The 14,861-nt window shown below is 54.4% G+C and carries 15 protein-coding genes and 2 tRNA genes; 9 read left to right on the top strand and 8 right to left on the bottom strand.

Annotation, left to right across the window (positions count from 1 at the left end; translation table 11 throughout):
- The first annotated feature begins 266 nt into the window (after window positions 1-266).
- The 5 genes from LF929_RS15740 (at window position 267) to ptrA (ending at window position 5,171) form a co-directional block, all read left to right on the top strand.
- A complete protein-coding gene (locus LF929_RS15740; RefSeq protein WP_016942146.1) occupies window positions 267-758 on the top strand; it encodes a prepilin peptidase-dependent protein in 492 nt (163 codons plus the stop codon).
- Window positions 752-1,345 carry a prepilin peptidase-dependent protein gene (locus LF929_RS15735; RefSeq protein ID WP_226092646.1) on the top strand — a complete coding sequence of 198 codons (594 nt, stop codon included), beginning with the start codon at window positions 752-754 and terminating at the stop codon, window positions 1,343-1,345. Before LF929_RS15740 ends, LF929_RS15735 begins: the two co-directional genes overlap by 7 nt.
- Window positions 1,346-1,457: 112 nt before the next feature.
- Window positions 1,458-1,862 carry a YgdB family protein gene (locus LF929_RS15730; RefSeq protein ID WP_168365066.1) on the top strand — a complete coding sequence of 135 codons (405 nt, stop codon included), beginning with the start codon at window positions 1,458-1,460 and terminating at the stop codon, window positions 1,860-1,862.
- Window positions 1,846-2,232: a prepilin-type N-terminal cleavage/methylation domain-containing protein gene (locus LF929_RS15725; protein ID WP_038907215.1), complete on the top strand. Its 387-nt coding sequence runs from the start codon at window positions 1,846-1,848 to the stop codon at window positions 2,230-2,232. Before LF929_RS15730 ends, LF929_RS15725 begins: the two co-directional genes overlap by 17 nt.
- Window positions 2,233-2,273: 41 nt before the next feature.
- The gene (gene ptrA, locus LF929_RS15720) at window positions 2,274-5,171 is read left to right on the top strand and encodes a pitrilysin (RefSeq protein ID WP_226092645.1); all 2,898 of its coding nucleotides are present in this window, start codon (window positions 2,274-2,276) and stop codon (window positions 5,169-5,171) included.
- A 98-nt stretch (window positions 5,172-5,269) separates the two neighbouring features.
- Here ptrA and argA read toward each other — a convergent pair whose 3' ends face one another.
- The gene (gene argA, locus LF929_RS15715) at window positions 5,270-6,595 is read right to left on the bottom strand and encodes an amino-acid N-acetyltransferase (protein ID WP_019844334.1); all 1,326 of its coding nucleotides are present in this window, start codon (window positions 6,593-6,595) and stop codon (window positions 5,270-5,272) included.
- A gap of 223 nt (window positions 6,596-6,818) precedes the next feature.
- Here argA and amiC point away from each other — a divergent pair, with 223 nt between their 5' ends.
- On the top strand, window positions 6,819-8,057 hold the full coding sequence (gene amiC / locus LF929_RS15710) for an N-acetylmuramoyl-L-alanine amidase AmiC (RefSeq protein ID WP_210175759.1): 1,239 nt from the start codon (window positions 6,819-6,821) through the stop codon (window positions 8,055-8,057).
- Between the two features lie 63 nt (window positions 8,058-8,120).
- Here amiC and LF929_RS15705 read toward each other — a convergent pair.
- A tRNA-Met gene (locus LF929_RS15705) sits at window positions 8,121-8,197 on the bottom strand.
- 39 nt (window positions 8,198-8,236) lie between these two features.
- Window positions 8,237-8,313 (bottom strand) — tRNA-Met (locus tag LF929_RS15700).
- A 212-nt stretch (window positions 8,314-8,525) separates the two neighbouring features.
- Here LF929_RS15700 and mltA point away from each other — a divergent pair.
- Window positions 8,526-9,686, top strand: coding sequence for a murein transglycosylase A (mltA, locus tag LF929_RS15695; protein WP_226092644.1), 1,161 nt, complete (start codon window positions 8,526-8,528; stop codon window positions 9,684-9,686).
- Between the two features lie 37 nt (window positions 9,687-9,723).
- Here the strand turns inward: mltA and LF929_RS15690 are convergent, their stop codons facing one another.
- From LF929_RS15690 to LF929_RS15680, 3 genes are read right to left on the bottom strand one after another with little or no spacing between them, the layout of a single operon-like run.
- Window positions 9,724-10,203 carry a GNAT family N-acetyltransferase gene (locus LF929_RS15690; RefSeq protein ID WP_038907218.1) on the bottom strand — a complete coding sequence of 160 codons (480 nt, stop codon included), beginning with the start codon at window positions 10,201-10,203 and terminating at the stop codon, window positions 9,724-9,726.
- Entirely contained in the window at window positions 10,203-11,216 is a 1,014-nt protein-coding gene (locus LF929_RS15685; RefSeq protein ID WP_226092643.1) for a D-2-hydroxyacid dehydrogenase family protein, read from the bottom strand. The genes LF929_RS15690 and LF929_RS15685 overlap by 1 nt, the downstream gene beginning before the upstream one ends.
- Before the next feature lie 19 nt (window positions 11,217-11,235).
- On the bottom strand, window positions 11,236-11,682 hold the full coding sequence (locus LF929_RS15680; RefSeq protein ID WP_226092642.1) for a GNAT family N-acetyltransferase: 447 nt from the start codon (window positions 11,680-11,682) through the stop codon (window positions 11,236-11,238).
- Window positions 11,683-11,965: 283 nt separating this feature from the next.
- On the opposite strand from LF929_RS15680, the gene tcdA reads away from it, so the two are divergent.
- Window positions 11,966-12,793: a tRNA cyclic N6-threonylcarbamoyladenosine(37) synthase TcdA gene (gene tcdA / locus LF929_RS15675; protein WP_210175756.1), complete on the top strand. Its 828-nt coding sequence runs from the start codon at window positions 11,966-11,968 to the stop codon at window positions 12,791-12,793.
- Here the strand turns inward: tcdA and csdE are convergent.
- The gene (gene csdE, locus LF929_RS15670) at window positions 12,781-13,224 is read right to left on the bottom strand and encodes a cysteine desulfurase sulfur acceptor subunit CsdE (RefSeq protein ID WP_210175755.1); all 444 of its coding nucleotides are present in this window, start codon (window positions 13,222-13,224) and stop codon (window positions 12,781-12,783) included. The two genes, tcdA and csdE, sit on opposite strands and share 13 nt — an antisense overlap.
- 3 nt (window positions 13,225-13,227) lie before the next feature.
- Window positions 13,228-14,433 (bottom strand): cysteine desulfurase CsdA, encoded by a 1,206-nt coding sequence (gene csdA / locus LF929_RS15665; protein ID WP_210175754.1) that lies wholly within the window; start codon window positions 14,431-14,433, stop codon window positions 13,228-13,230.
- 171 nt (window positions 14,434-14,604) lie between these two features.
- Here csdA and LF929_RS15660 point away from each other — a divergent pair, with 171 nt between their 5' ends.
- Entirely contained in the window at window positions 14,605-14,826 is a 222-nt protein-coding gene (locus LF929_RS15660) for a YgdI/YgdR family lipoprotein (protein WP_038907224.1), read from the top strand.
- Window positions 14,827-14,861 lie beyond the last annotated feature (35 nt).

Here is a 14,861-nt window from a genome sequence, read left to right as displayed (position 1 = left end):
CTTAATCCCGCACGACTCTCACCGCCCAGAGGCGGGTACGACCGACAATACCAAAGCACTCTTGCTCATGCTTTCCCTGTTGTTGAGTTCGGTACCTTACTGATGGGCGGTTTTTTTATCTGTCGGTGGCGATGGGTGTGCCAGTCTGCGAGCGGCCGCGCATTTTCCCTGTCTGTTGCGGTTGCCCCCCATACTGTTTGCGATACGTCCTGTAACTTCATGATTCAGCGCTATTCATACTGATACCGCACTTTAAAATCGCCGCTATGGACAAAACCAACCGTAGGCAGCAGGGTTTTTCCCTGCTGGAATTAATCGTGGTGATAACCATTGTGGCGTTGCTGGCAGGCGGCGGGTGGCACAGCTGGCTGTCTTACCGTCAGGCGTTGATGCTGGAACAGCATGCCCGCCACATGCTGGCGTTCATCGGCCGTATACAGGCGAATGCTTACTGGCGTAATCAGACCGACAGTCTGTGGGTCAAATCAGCGCCCGGCAACTGGTGCATAGGGCGCGGTACTGAACCTGCCGTCTGCCCACCGGACGACCCTCTCATTTTTACCCGCGCTTCGCAGGACGTCGCACTGGTTGAGACGACCAGTGATCGGCTGATGTTTTACGGGTTGCGTAATGCGGCACAAGCCGGACACCTTACCGTGGGTAACCCGGCAGGGCGGGTGCGCGTGGTGATTTCAGTACGTGGGCGCTTGCGCCTTTGTAGCGAATTACAGCCAGTGCAGGGGATACCACTATGCTGAGCGTATCGACCAGACGATGTGTACGCGGCTTTACCCTGCCGGAGGTGATGCTGGCGATGGCGGTGAGCAGTGTGACTATGCTGGCGGTGGCACAATTGTTGCCATTGCTACGGGCCCAGACGCAGGACAGCGCCAGCCTGCTCCGTCTGGAGCAGGTGTTGAGGCAGACGTTGTTTGGCATCGAAAAAGATGTGCGCCGGGCCGGATTTTGTGCTGGTCGCTGTCAGGGAACAGCATTGACGTTGGAGACTGACGCCTCGGATCTGGTGAGCTGTCTGTCGGTTGCTTACGACGTGAATCGCAATGGCCGCTTCGAAACCGCAGAGCAATCTGAGCCTGAGTTTTTCAGTTACCGTTTGCGTGCTGGCGCGCTGGAGGTTCAAACGGGTGGCCCTCGCTGTCAGGGAAATCGCTGGGAGAGGTTACTGGATCCTGGCGAGGTGACGATCACCCGTTTTGACGTCACTCGGGAAACGTCCGGTGTGCAGCCGCGCTACCGGTTATTACTGGCGGGCTACTGGACAACACGTCCCAGGCAGCGCCAGCAGGTTGAGAGTCTGGTGGCCGGGAGAAATCATGCGGGTTAGGCAATGTAGGGTTAGGCAATGGACACCACACCGGTTACATCGACCTCGCAGCCCATACAGGTCATTTGGACACTCCTATAGACAGCAACGGGGCAGCATACTGGTGGTCGTTATGCTGGTAATGATGATCGGCATGTTGATGTTGAGTGGGTTGCAACGTCAGTTGGATCTCCAGTTGCAGCAAGGTATTGAGGAGCAGCGTTTCTGGCAGGCTTTCAATCAAGGGCTGTCGTCACTGAGCTGGGGTCTGTCGTTACGCTGGTCAGTGACTGATGAATGGCAATGTCAGACCTTGCCATCGGCACAACTGCGCGCGTGCCTGCGTATCAATCACGATGACCGCTCCGGGTTGCTGCGAGGTGAGGGGCGAGTACATGGCGAACGGCAACCGTTGGCGTTTTATCACCGGGTTATGATGGATGTCACCGCGGCAGAGGGTCATATCCGGCCCATTATGGGGGGCTGGTCAGATTTTTGTCCGGATACGATGGAGCAGGCCTGTGTTCCGACACAATAAAAAGCGTGGCGGCTACGCCAGTGCTGGCTTCAGTTTGCCGGAAACACTGGTGGCAATGCTGTTATTCGCGGTTTCGCTGGCAGGGCTCTTGCAATATCATCAGGTACTTCAGCAATCATTATTGCATCAGATGCAACAGCGTCAGGCGTGGCGGTTAGCTCACCAGAAACTGGAGGGTGAAAACGTCGGGCCGGTTTTATCGTCGCCGCTCGTTCCCGCCGGATGGGGTGTGAGCCGAACCGAACAAGCCTATCCACCGTTTTGCCGCTGCGTAACGGTAACGGTGGTCACGCCTTATCGTTATCGGGCGGCGCTCAGTCGCTGGTTTTGTGATACCCCCGACGCTGTTGAACAACGCGGTAACCCGTAGCCTGAAATAAGAGCCTATATATAACGCCTCTGGAGAGAGTAATGCGGACATTTTGTGTGTGGTTTAGCGTACAGCTGTTGTTTTTCTGGTTACCGCTCTCTCAGGCCTCGGACGGTTGGCAGCCACTGCCGCAGACGATACGAAAGAGTGAGAATGATGTAAGGCAGTATCAGGCGATACGGCTCGACAACGGGATGACGGTACTGCTGGTTTCTGATGCTCAGGCTACCCGTTCACTGGCGGCGTTAGCGTTACCGGTCGGTTCGTTGGATAACCCCCCACAGCAACCCGGCTTGGCTCATTATCTGGAACATATGTTGCTGATGGGGTCGAAACGCTATCCGCAGACCGATGGATTGGCCGAGTTTTTGAAAATGCATGGCGGCAGTCACAATGCCAGCACAGCCTCTTACCGTACGGCGTTTTACCTTGAGGTGGAGAATGACGCGTTACAACCGGCGGTTGACCGACTGGCGGATGCGATAGCAGAACCGCTGCTCGACCCCATCAACGCCGATCGTGAACGTCATGCGGTTAATGCGGAATTAACCATGGCGCGTGCGCGTGACGGGTTGCGTATGGCGCAGGTAGGGGCGGAAACCATCAACCCGGCACATCCTGGTTCCCGCTTCGCAGGCGGCAATCTGGAAACCCTGAGTGATAAGCCTGGCAGTAAGCTGCATGATGAGCTGGTCGCGTTCTACCAGCGTTATTACTCCGCCAATCTGATGAAAGGCGTGATTTATGGCAAGCAGCCGTTGCCAGCGCTGGCGACTATTGCGACCTCGACATTTGGGCGGATTGCGAATCATCAGGCGAGTGTGCCGCCAATTACCACACCAGTAGTCACGGATGAGCAACGCGGGCTGTTTATTCACTATGTTCCGGCGCAACCCCGCAAGCAGTTAAAAATTGAGTTTCGGGTTGATAACAACAGCCCGGCGTTTCGCAGTAAAACGGATACCTACATCAGTTATCTGATCGGTAATCGTAGTCAAAATACGCTTTCTGACTGGTTGCAGAAGCAAGGGCTGGCCGAGTCCATTCGTGCCAGCGCTGATCCAATGTCCGAGCGTAACAGCGGTGTATTCAATATCAGTGTCGATTTGACTGACAAGGGACTGGAACAGCAGGATGATGTGATTGCCGCCGTATTCAGCTATCTGGATAAACTGCGCAACGAAGGCATTCAGTCGCGTTACTTCGATGAGATCTCGCGGGTGCTCAACATTGACTTTCGCTACCCCTCCTTGAACCGTGATATGGGGTATGTGGAATGGCTGGTCGATACCATGTTGCGTCTGCCGGTGGAGTACACCCTTGAAGGGCCTTATCTGGCTGATCGCTTTGATCCTGATGCTATCAAGAGTCGGTTGTCGGGCATGACGCCACCGAATGCCCGCATTTGGGTGATAAGCCCGGAACAACCCCATGACAAGGAAGCCTATTTTGTCGGTGCACCTTATCAGGTGGATAAAATCGGTGACGCCAGAATGACGAAGTGGCAGAAAATGGCCCAATCGCTGGCGCTTAGCTTACCGACGCCTAATCCTTATATCCCGGATGATTTTTCACTGATCACGGCTGATGCGGCGATTACGCACCCCAGAAAAGTGGTCGATCAGCCGGGGTTACGCGTGTTTTACATGCCAAGCCGCCATTTCGCCAGCGAACCCAAAGCCGATATTACCGTGATGTTGCGCAACCGCATGGCGAATGATTCTGCCCGCCACCAGGTGCTGTTCGCCTTGAACGATTATCTGGCAGGTATCGCACTGGATGCGCTCAGTTATCAGGCCTCAGTTGGCGGTATCAGCTTTTCGACCAGCAGTAATGACGGGTTGGTGATGACAGCCAGCGGCTATACCCAACACCTGCCAGAATTATTGCTGACACTGGTTGAGCAGTATGCCAGTTTCAGCGCGACGCAAGAGCAACTGGAACAGGCGAAATCCTGGTACGCCGAGCAGCTCGACGCCAGCGAGAAGGCTAAAGCCTATGAACAGGCGATGTTCCCCATTCAGGGGTTATCGAGCGTACCGTATAGCGAGCGAAGTGAACGACGCAATGTGCTCAAGGACATCACGCTGCAAGAGCTGATGGAATACCGTAAGGCGTTGTTGCAGCAGGCGGCACCGGAAATGCTGGTGGTGGGTAATCTGGCTCAGGATCACGTGGTCAGCCTGTCGTATAGCCTGCATGAGCGCCTGGGGTGCGGGGGGACGCAGTGGTGGCGTGGTCAAGCTGTCAGCATTAGTCAGTCACAAAAGGCCATGTTGCAGCGTGCAGGCAGCAGCACCGATTCAGCGCTGGCGGCGGTCTATATTCCGGCGGGATATGGCGAGGTACAAAGTGCAGCGTACAGCAAGCTGTTAGGGCAAATTATTCACCCCTGGTTCTTTAATCAATTGCGGACTGATGAGCAATTGGGATATGCCGTGTTTGCCACATCGGTTTCCATTGACCGGCAGTGGGGGATTGCGTTCCTGTTGCAAAGCAATAACAAGCAACCGGCTTACCTTTACCAGCGTTATCAGGACTTTTTTGGCAAGGCTGAGCAGCGGTTGAACGCAATGAGCGCCGAGACTTTTGCCCAGAATAAGCAAGGGCTTATCAATGCGCTCAGCCAGCCGCCTCAGACGTTGGATGAAGAAGCGGCCCGTTTGCGTGGCGATCTCGACCGTGAGAACTTTGCCTTCGATACTCGCCAGCAGTTGATCGGGCAGTTGGCGTCCATCTCATCGGCACAATTAACGGACTTTTTCCGGCAGGCGCTGCATCCGCAAGGGTTAGCCATTTTGTCCCAGATTTCCGGGAGTGCGAGTGGGCATGTTGACTATGCCCGGCCATCGGAGTGGCTGTTCTATGCCTCAACGTCCGCGTTGCAACAGACATTACCGCTAAAGTCCACCGAGCAAAAACAAACGGAAACGCAGTAGAGCCCGTAAGGGCGCATTGAGAGGTAACGCGTGGTGATGGGCCACGCGTTATGAGTTTGTGAGCAATGACGTGATGAGTATTGCTTTAACTGATCTGTTTACAGGTCGATGACCAGGATCTTGGAGCGACGTTGATAGTTGTAAAGCTCCTGCTTGCGTTTTGGCAACACCTCCACTTCCGCTGGCTGGAAACCACGTTCCTGGAACCAGTGAATGCTGTGAGTGGTCAATACAAACAAGCGTTTTAACCCTTGCTGGCGTGCTTGCACGGATATGTGATGCAGCAACTGATCGCCACGCGATGAATTGCGGTATTCCGGGTGGACCGCCACGCAGGCCATTTCACCGATACTTTCCTCTGGAAACGGATAGAGTGCGGCACAGGCAATGGTCAGATTGTCGCGGACTACGACGGTGAATTTGTCGATCTCCATCTCCAGTTGCTCGCGAGAGCGGCGCACCAGAATACCCTGTTGTTCCAGCGGGCGAATCAGCTCCAGAATCCCACCGATATCGTTGATGGTTGCCCGGCGGATTTGCTCGGCGCTTTCCATCACGATTTGGGTACCGATGCCATCACGGGAGAACAGTTCCTGCAGCAACGCGCCATCTTCCTGATAGCTTATCAAATGGCTGCGGCGCACTCCGCTGCGGCAGGCTTTCACCGCTCCGCGCAGGAAGCGTACGACTTCGGAGTTGTAGTCGCCCGCGTCTTCCAGTGACTGAATGCGCAGTTGGGCTTCGTCGGGCAGCAACTCCGATACGATGTTGCCTTCGACATTCGTGACCCCCTGAGAGGCACAAAAGCCAATCATCTTCTCGGCTTTGAGCTTGATAGCCAACTGGGTGGCGACTTCTTCTGAGGTCAGATTGAAACTTTCGCCAGTGACGGAAACCGCTACCGGTCCCAGCAACACAATAGCACCGCTGTCTAACTGACGATGTAACGCTTCTTCGTCAATGCGGCGGATGCGTCCGCTGTGGCAGTAATCTACGCCATCATCCACCCCAAGAGGCTGGGCGATGATAAAGTTACCACTGACCACATTAATGTGTGCACCCTGCAACGGCGTGTTCAGCAGACTCATCGACAGCCGTGCGGTGATATCCAGTTGCAGCATACCGGCTGCCTGTTTCACCAGCTCCAGCGTGGTGCTGTCCGTTACACGGGTGTGCTTGTGGTAGCGAGGTTCATAGTGATGGGCCATCAGATTCGCATCTATCTGGGGGCGTGCGCCATAAACCACCACCAGCTTGATACCCAGACTGTGTAACAGACCGATATCATTAACAATTTTGGTAAAGTTTTCGTGTTCGATGGCCTCGCCGCCGAGCATGATGACAAACGTTTTACCACGATGTGCGTTGATGTAAGGAACTGAGTGGCGGAAGCCTTGAACCAGTTCTGTACTACGTTCCTTCACTGCGAGCCCTCTTGAATTTTTATTCGATATTTTCGTATTTTTATTCCTTGCCAACCAAAAGGCAAGCGATAACTTTTCGGTCTGACCTTATAGTTTAACGAAGCCTGCCTGACACAGTAAAAAACATGAAAATGATTTTTGCATGACAGCGTGAGAGGTATTGGTTAAAGTTTTTGACGTTTTTCTCAATCTGTCTGATTTTTATAGTCATTAGCGGAGCCGCATGTCTGATCCGAAGCACCATCTGACCCGTCGTCATTTATTGCAGGGCGCCGCCGCCATCTGGTTATTGAGTATCAGTGGCGTGGGGCTTGCCGCTACCTCGCAGGTGATTGCTGTGCGAGTGTGGCCTTCTTCAGCGTATAGCCGAGTGACGCTGGAATCCAGTCAGCCGCTCAAGTACCGGCAATTTATGCTGGAACACCCTGACCGGCTGGTCGTCGATATTGAAAATGCTTCGCTAAACAGTGTGCTGAAAAATGCGGGTCGACAATTCGAGCGGCCAGATCCCTTCATCAAGACAGCACGGGCCGGGCAATTCGATAAAAATACCGTGCGTCTGGTGCTGGAGTTGCGCCAGAAGGTTAACCCCAAGCTGTTTACGCTGGCTCCGGTCGCGGGCTTTCGACACCGTCTGGTCATGGATTTGTATCCCGCAGCTGGGCGTTATGATAATGCGGAGGATCCACTACTGGCCTTGCTGGAGGATTACAATAAAGGTGATCTGGAGCGGACGCTGCCACCAGAAAGGCCTAACGATGGTAAGGGCGGGCGTGAAAGACCGCTGATTATTATGCTGGATCCGGGGCACGGCGGTGAAGACCCCGGCGCTATCGGTAAAAACCGAACCCGTGAAAAAGATGTGGTGCTGCAAATTGCCCGGCGTCTGAAAGCGCTGATTGAGCGCGAACGCAACATGAAGGTCTACATGACCCGTAATGAGGATGTGTTCATTCCGCTTAAGGTCCGGGTTGCCAAAGCACGTAAACAGCGTGCTGATTTGTTTGTCTCTATCCATGCCGATGCCTTTACTAATCGCTCAGCTCGCGGTTCTTCCGTGTTTGCGTTGTCTAAAAAAGGTGCGACCAGTTCAGCGGCGCGTTATCTGGCACAAACGCAGAATGAATCGGATTTGATAGGGGGCGTGAGTCTCAGTGGTGATCACTATTTAGACAGCACGATGTTTGATATGGTGCAAACTGCGACCATTAACGACAGCCTGAAGTTTGGTAAGGAGATCTTGCACCGGCTGGGGACCTTTAATCATCTGCATAAGAACAGCGTCGATCAGGCCGGTTTTGCGGTGCTGAAAGCGCCGGATATTCCATCCGTATTGGTGGAAACAGCATTCATCAGTAATCTGGAGGAAGAGCGTAAACTGCGGACCAGCCGTTTTCAGCAGCAAATAGCGCAATCAATTATGGATGGGATAAAGGCTTATTTCGCAGCGCAGGCGCGTTAAGCGTATGACGAAAATAGTCTGAACGACAGACATAAAAAAACACCCATCAGGGTGTCTATTTATTGGTTGCGGGGGCCGGATTTGAACCGACGACCTTCGGGTTATGAGCCCGACGAGCTACCAGGCTGCTCCACCCCGCGTCCGTCTTCTTTCTTTTGATATGATGCTGGTACATCAATTGGTTGCGGGGGCCGGATTTGAACCGACGACCTTCGGGTTATGAGCCCGACGAGCTACCAGGCTGCTCCACCCCGCGTCCGTGGATGCGCACTATACTCCGCGTTCGATTCGATGCAACCTCTTTTTTCAAATAGTTTACGTTTTTACAGATAGATGGTGAAAATCTCATCATGGTGTTTCTTTTTTAGACTGCTGAGGCCCGTTTTGTCATGATGCGTTTTATTACCTCCGTCTGTTTGCTATCGTTTTGCGTGGTTTCACACTCAAGAAAACAAGAGAGCACGGAAAATGAAAGGATGGTGGGGGAAATACGTGTTGACCGGTGTGGTCATCGCGATTCTGGCAGGTTGCCAGACCCGGCCCAGCGATCGCGGTCAACAGTATAAAGATGGGCGTCTTGATCAACCGCTGGAATGGGTAAATACGCCGAATGCCAATGGCAAGCCGGTGAATGCAGGCGATTTTTCTCAGCAGATTAGCCAGATCCAGGCCTCCTCTCCCGGCCTCTATTCCCGTAACAGTGATATTTTCCAGGCTGTCCAAAACTGGCTCCAGTCTGGTGGTGACACGCGCCAACTGACGAAATTCGGTCTCAATGCCTGGCAGATGGAAGGTGTCGACAGTTTCGGCAACGTGCAATTTACCGGTTATTACACCCCGGTGGTGCAGGCGCGTCGCTACCGTCAGGGTGAGTTCCGATTCCCGTTGTATGCCATGCCGCGTGTGCGTAAAAACGGCCGTTTACCGGACCGTGCCGCCATTTATTCCGGCGCATTGAGCAACGAACTGGCTATCGCCTGGACCAATTCGCTGATGGACAACTTCATGATGGAAGTGCAGGGCAGCGGCTATGTTGATTTTGGTGATGGTGGTCCTTTGACCTTTTTTGGTTATGCCGGCAAAAACGGCCATGCTTACCGCAGTATCGGTAAGATATTGATTGACCGAGGCGAAGTCCCCCGAGAAGAGATGTCGATGCAGGCAATTCGGCAGTGGGCCGATCGGCACTCCGAGGCGGAAGTGCGAGACCTGCTGGTGCAGAATCCTTCTTTTGTGTTCTTTAAGTCTATGGCATCAATGCCCGTGAAAGGGGCGAGCGCGGTACCGCTGGTAGCGCGAGCTTCGGTCGCGTCTGACCGTTCATTAATACCGGCGGGTACCACGTTGCTGGCGGAAGTCCCGCTGCTGGACGCACAGGGCAAGTTTACCGGTAAGTATGAGATGCGCCTGATGGTAGCGCTGGATGTGGGAGGCGCGATTAAAGGACAGCACTTCGACATCTATCAGGGGATCGGCCCGGAAGCGGGTCATGCCGCCGGGTTTTACAACCATTATGGCCGGGTGTGGGTGCTAAAAAGCGCGCAATCTCCCTCTGCCATGCCGTTGCTCAGTGCAGGTAACAACGCCGCCACTCATGTTGGCGGGTTAATGGCCAGCAATCCAAATTAACCGGTGATCCCGCCAGCGCTACGCGGTGGCGGGTGTATCAACCGATAGCTTTGACCATCGGGATGCACGGCAGTGAAAAACCGCGTGGTGACTGATAAAGACTGATCTCATCGCCTTCGAACCCTTGAGTGCGGTAAAACGGCGCGGCGTTAAGGCTGGCATCGAGCCTGATTTCCGCCAGACCCGCCGCGCGCGCCAGCGTTTCCAGATGCCGCATCATCCGTTTACCGACGCCTTGCCCCATCACGTCCGGCTCAACGAACACCGCATCTATCATTCCGGTATGAAGATTGATCATCCCTGTCCCGACAATCCGGGCGGCTATTTCTGCCAGATGAAAATGGTGGGTGACGGTGTTCTCAAATTTCTCGCTGAATTCACCGCTGGTCCACAGTTGTAGCTGTTCTGCCGTGTAATCGTGTCGGCAACCGTGCAAGATGGCGCGATTACGCAGTTCAAATGCGGCCGGTGCATCGGCCCGGCGAGCCTTACGCAGCGTGATAGTCGGTGTCTGCATTACTCGGTTCCTGCAGCGGTATCATGAGAATGCGTGTCGGCCAGTGCGGCGTGGTTCACCAGATTGGTTGGGTGACCGGCAGAAAACGCCACCACATTTTCGAAGGCGGCTTTAAAGTACAGCTCGTAGCTACCTCGTTCGACATAACCGATATGCGGTGTAGCCAGGACATTGGGCAGCGTTAGCAGCGGCTCGTTTTCTGACGTGGCTGGTTCATTGTCGAACACGTCCAGTGCCGCCTGTTTGCCCGGATGAGCACGGAGTTCATGCCAGAGCGCGCCCGGTACCACCAGCTCAGCGCGGCTGATGTTAACGAACAGCGAGTCCGGCTTCATCAGTGCGAGGTCTTCCTGAGTGACGCCGTGGCGTGTGGCCGTGTTCAAACGCAGATGTAACGACAGAATATCCGCGCTGGCGAAAAAGGATGCCTTGCTGTCGGCAGCGGTAAAACCGTGCTGGCGCGCCAGCTTCCGCGATGTATCACTGCCCCACACCAACACGGTCATCCCAAAGGCGGCAGCGTAGCGGGCGATACGCTGCCCGATTTTACCGTATCCCCAGATACCGAGCGTCAGACCGTGTAGGGTTCGACCAAGCCCCAGTGGGCCGTTTTGCTGCCAATTGCCCTGAGTCAACTGCGCATGATAGTCAGGCAGATGGCGTGATGCCGCCATAATAAGGCTCCAGCATAATTCTGCGGGCGCAATTGGTGAGCCAGTGCCTTCAGCCACCGCAACACCATGCCGGGTACACGCGCCAACGTCGAGGTGCTGGCTCACTTTACCGGTCTGGCTAACCAGTTTTAGCGAAGGGAGCAGGTTCAATAGCGCGTCGTTAATACGGGTGCGTTCGCGAATCAGCACCAGCGCGTCAACATCCTGCAGCTGGGCTGCCAACTGGGCAGTGTCGGTATACGTTTTATTCAGAATCCGGACCTGATGGCCTTGCAACAGCGAAAAGCAATTCAGTTGTCTGACGACATCCTGATAGTCATCCAGAATGGCGATGTTCATGCTAATCCTTAACCGCGTTTTATGGTGTGTTGGGGAGGCAAGTCATGATGAACTCACGCTCGTTTTGGTCGGTGACCCGAAACCCCAGTCGGTGATACAGATGGCGCGCCGGGTTATTTTTCAGCACGCTCAGCACCACCGGCTGGTGTTGCGTGGATGCCTGAGCGAGCAGCTTTTCAATCAGTTGTTTGCCAAGCCCACGGTTTTGAAAGTCCGGGTGGATTTGAATCTGCATCAGATACCAATGTTGCTCTTGTGGCATGAAACAATACTTGAACAGCCCGGCAGGTTGTCCGTCGACCTCTACGATTTGTGCGTGTTCGAATCCATAACGCACACGGCGCATCAGGCTCTCGGCGTCTGTCGCGGCACCAATATCCGTCAGGTATTTCCCCATAGTGAGCAAGCGTAGTTGTAGCAGGAAGTCGATATCGGATTCGGTAGCGGGGATCAGGTCAACATGCATGGTTTTTCTCCGGCAGCGCTGGGTTTCATGATGCATCAGTTGCTAACGTTTCAGTAGCTAACGTTAAAGTGCCATAGCTCGCCGGAGTTCGTCACCTGCCAGAGCGATAAATAGGCGTGTCGGCCTGGCTTGTGTAAACCAGCTTGTGGTAACCAGACAAGGCAAGGGCAGACGGTTAGACAACAGGGTGACCCACAGGTAAGGCTTCTGGATCGGTATACGCTGCGTAAACCGTTTGACTGGGGTATCATCGCTGCCGTTTGTGATTGAAAGAAGGTGGGCGATGAGTACGCAGTTATCCGAAAGTTATTTGCAGCGTTTTGGCGGAACGGCGCGATTGTACGGCCAGCGGGCGTTGTCGCTGTTTGCCGGAGCACATGTCTGTGTTATCGGTATCGGCGGGGTTGGCTCGTGGGCCGCTGAAGCGCTGGCTCGCACCGGTATCGGCGCGATTACTCTGATTGATATGGATGATGTGTGCGTCAGCAACACCAACCGGCAGATTCACGCCTTGCGCCAGCACACTGGGCAGTTGAAAACCGAGGTGATGGCACAGCGCATTCTGGCGATCAACCCGGAATGCAAGGTGACTTGCGTTGATGATTTCATCAGCGCGGATAACGTGGCGGAACTGCTGGATAAGCGCTTTAGCTATGTGATTGACGCGATTGATAGCGTGCGCCCTAAAGCGGCGTTGCTGGCCTGGTGCCGCCGTAACAAGATTCCGGTGGTGACGACCGGTGGGGCTGGTGGGCAGATTGATCCCACCCGTATTGAGGTTGCTGATCTGGCGAAAACCATTCAGGATCCGCTGGCGGCCAAGCTGCGCGAGCGGCTAAAGCACGATTTCAATATCGTTAAGAACAGCAAAGGTAAGCTAGGCATCGACTGTGTGTTTTCCAGTGAGCCTCTGGTCTACCCGCAGCCGGATGGTTCGGTTTGCGCCTCACGCAGCACTGCTGACGGTGTGAAACGCATGGATTGTGCATCCGGTTTTGGTGCTGCGACGATGGTGACTGCCACGTTTGGCTTTGTGGCAGTATCCCATGCGTTGAAAAAAATGATGGCGCGTGATGCCCGTCAGGCTACGGCATCCAATCAGGATTCGTGACTGGCGATCTCCTGAATGCGGTTGGCCAGTGCGGCCAGCCCGCCTGCACGCGAGGCGCTCAGTTCGGTACGCAGACCCAACGTATCGAACAGCGCCAGCGGGTCATTCTGTCGCAACGTCTGTGCCTTTTTGCCTTCCACCGCTGTCAATATGATAGCCAGCAGTCCACGTACAATGCGGCCGTCGCTGTCGCCATAGAAATGCAGTGTGCCGTCCGTCTGGCGTTGATATCCCAGCCAGACGCGGTTTTCACAGCCAGACAGCTCAATCTGTTCCTGACGGTAGGCTTCCGGCAGGGACGGCAAGGTTTTACTGAGCAGAATCAACTGGCGGTACCGCTCTTCCCAGGAGCGGCAGGCGCTAAATCGCGCTATCAATGCCGCTTCATCGATATCGGTACCAAACGGGTGATGTGTGGAGTCGGTAGTCATCAATCAATCCATCAGTAATTCAAGTGCTTTTTGGGTCGAGTGGACCAGTTTGTCCACATCCTGTTGCTGGTTGTAGGGCGCAAATGAAGCGCGCAACGTGCCCGCGACCCCGAGTGCTGCCATCAGCGGTTGGGCACAGTGGTGACCTGCCCGCAGCGCGATGCCGTCTTCTGCCAGCAATGTCACCAGATCATGGTGATGTACGCCTTCTATAGTGAAGGACAGCAGGCTGGAATTGGGAGCCCGGAAACTGCGAAAGCCGGGCAATACGCTCAGTTGTTGCTCTGCATCGCTCGCTAACGTGATGCTGTGCTTGTCTGCGGCGATACGATCCTGTTGCTGCCACCAGTCAATCGCTGCCGCCAGACCGATAACTCCGGCAATATGTGGTGTACCCGCTTCAAACCGTTGTGGGATCGATTGAGGCGTAAAACCGTCAAACGATACCGTCGTCATCATTTTTCCCCCTCCTTGCCAGGGCGGCATGCTTTCCAGCAGGTCGGGTTTGCCGTACAGCACGCCGATACCGGTCGGGCCATACAGTTTGTGACCAGAGAAGGCATAAAAGTCGGCATCTAACGCCGAGATATCCGTTTGCCCATGCACAATACCTTGCGCGCCATCGACCATCACCACGGCACCGGCTTGATGTGCCAGTGTAATCGCGAGTCGCAGGTCCGGCATTCCGCCTGTCACATTCGACATTTGGCTAATCGCCAGCAGGCGAGTTCGGGTCGTGAGCAACGAGGGGAGCAGATGAAGGTTGGGTTGATGGTCTGTGCCAATCGGCAGTTTTACCACACGCGCCCCTGTTTGCTGCGCCACCATCAGCCACGGGATCAGGTTCGCATGGTGCTCGGATTCACAGACCAGGATTTCATCACCGGGCTGCAAGCGGGGGCGGGCATAACATTGCGCCACCAGGTTGATGGCTCCCGTTGTCCCTTTCGTCCAGACAATGCTGCGCGCCTGCTGGGCACAAATGAAGTTCGCGACTTTTTCGCGCGCCAGTTCAAACGATGCCGATAACTGGCGGGCAGCACGGTGCTGGCTGCGGTGCACATTACCTGTTTCACCGGCGTAACACTGCTCAATCGCAGTGATGACGACGTCAGGTTTCAGCGCTGTGGCGGCGCTATCGAGATAGACGCCTGGCTGACGAAGTGCAGGAAAGTGCTGGCGAAAAGATGGGGCGTTGAACGGTTTCATGTCGATCCTCTGTTGAACGACAGATCCTGTCCCATTTTTGTGGCTGAAACAAGTTTAGGACGATCCTGAACGAAAACTGTGCGCATCTTGCTACCCTTAATCTTGCTGGTTTTAGCGTTTAATAACGAAAAATGCCTTGATTTAGGCATTAAAAATCATCAGGAGTTAATTATGAAGAATAAGATTGTTGTTACTGTTGCGCTGGGTGTGGTGTTGTCGTTGTCAGCCTGTTCCAGCAACTATGTGTTGGAAACCTCTGATGGGCGGACTATCGTTGCTAATGGTAAACCCAAGGTGGACGATGAAACGGGCCTGATTAGTTACACCGACGCCTACGGTCATCATCAACAAATTAACCGTAATGACCTGAAATCAATGACGGAAGCGAAGTGACGGATAACGTTAGAGTCGACAATACAGACGAAAAA

The sequence above is a fragment of the Dickeya oryzae genome, assembly GCF_020406815.2.
In the GTDB taxonomy this organism is placed as follows: domain Bacteria; phylum Pseudomonadota; class Gammaproteobacteria; order Enterobacterales; family Enterobacteriaceae; genus Dickeya; species Dickeya oryzae.
Note: the sequence above shows the minus strand (reverse complement) of the source record. Positions and strands in the feature narration are given on the sequence as shown.

Excerpts from the sequence above, each read along its gene's own strand:
- LF929_RS15740 (WP_016942146.1), top strand. The coding sequence starts at position 267 with ATGGACAAAACCAACCGTAGGCAGCAGGGTTTTTCCCTGCTGGAATTA.
- LF929_RS15735 (WP_226092646.1), top strand. The coding sequence starts at position 752 with ATGCTGAGCGTATCGACCAGACGATGTGTACGCGGCTTTACCCTGCCG.
- LF929_RS15730 (WP_168365066.1), top strand. The coding sequence starts at position 1,458 with ATGCTGGTAATGATGATCGGCATGTTGATGTTGAGTGGGTTGCAACGT.
- ptrA (WP_226092645.1), top strand. The coding sequence starts at position 2,274 with ATGCGGACATTTTGTGTGTGGTTTAGCGTACAGCTGTTGTTTTTCTGG.
- amiC (WP_210175759.1), top strand. The coding sequence starts at position 6,819 with ATGTCTGATCCGAAGCACCATCTGACCCGTCGTCATTTATTGCAGGGC.
- mltA (WP_226092644.1), top strand. The coding sequence starts at position 8,526 with ATGAAAGGATGGTGGGGGAAATACGTGTTGACCGGTGTGGTCATCGCG.
- LF929_RS15690 (WP_038907218.1), bottom strand. The coding sequence starts at position 10,203 with ATGCAGACACCGACTATCACGCTGCGTAAGGCTCGCCGGGCCGATGCA.
- LF929_RS15685 (WP_226092643.1), bottom strand. The coding sequence starts at position 11,216 with ATGAACATCGCCATTCTGGATGACTATCAGGATGTCGTCAGACAACTG.
- LF929_RS15680 (WP_226092642.1), bottom strand. The coding sequence starts at position 11,682 with ATGCATGTTGACCTGATCCCCGCTACCGAATCCGATATCGACTTCCTG.
- tcdA (WP_210175756.1), top strand. The coding sequence starts at position 11,966 with ATGAGTACGCAGTTATCCGAAAGTTATTTGCAGCGTTTTGGCGGAACG.
- csdE (WP_210175755.1), bottom strand. The coding sequence starts at position 13,224 with ATGACTACCGACTCCACACATCACCCGTTTGGTACCGATATCGATGAA.
- csdA (WP_210175754.1), bottom strand. The coding sequence starts at position 14,433 with ATGAAACCGTTCAACGCCCCATCTTTTCGCCAGCACTTTCCTGCACTT.
- LF929_RS15660 (WP_038907224.1), top strand. The coding sequence starts at position 14,605 with ATGAAGAATAAGATTGTTGTTACTGTTGCGCTGGGTGTGGTGTTGTCG.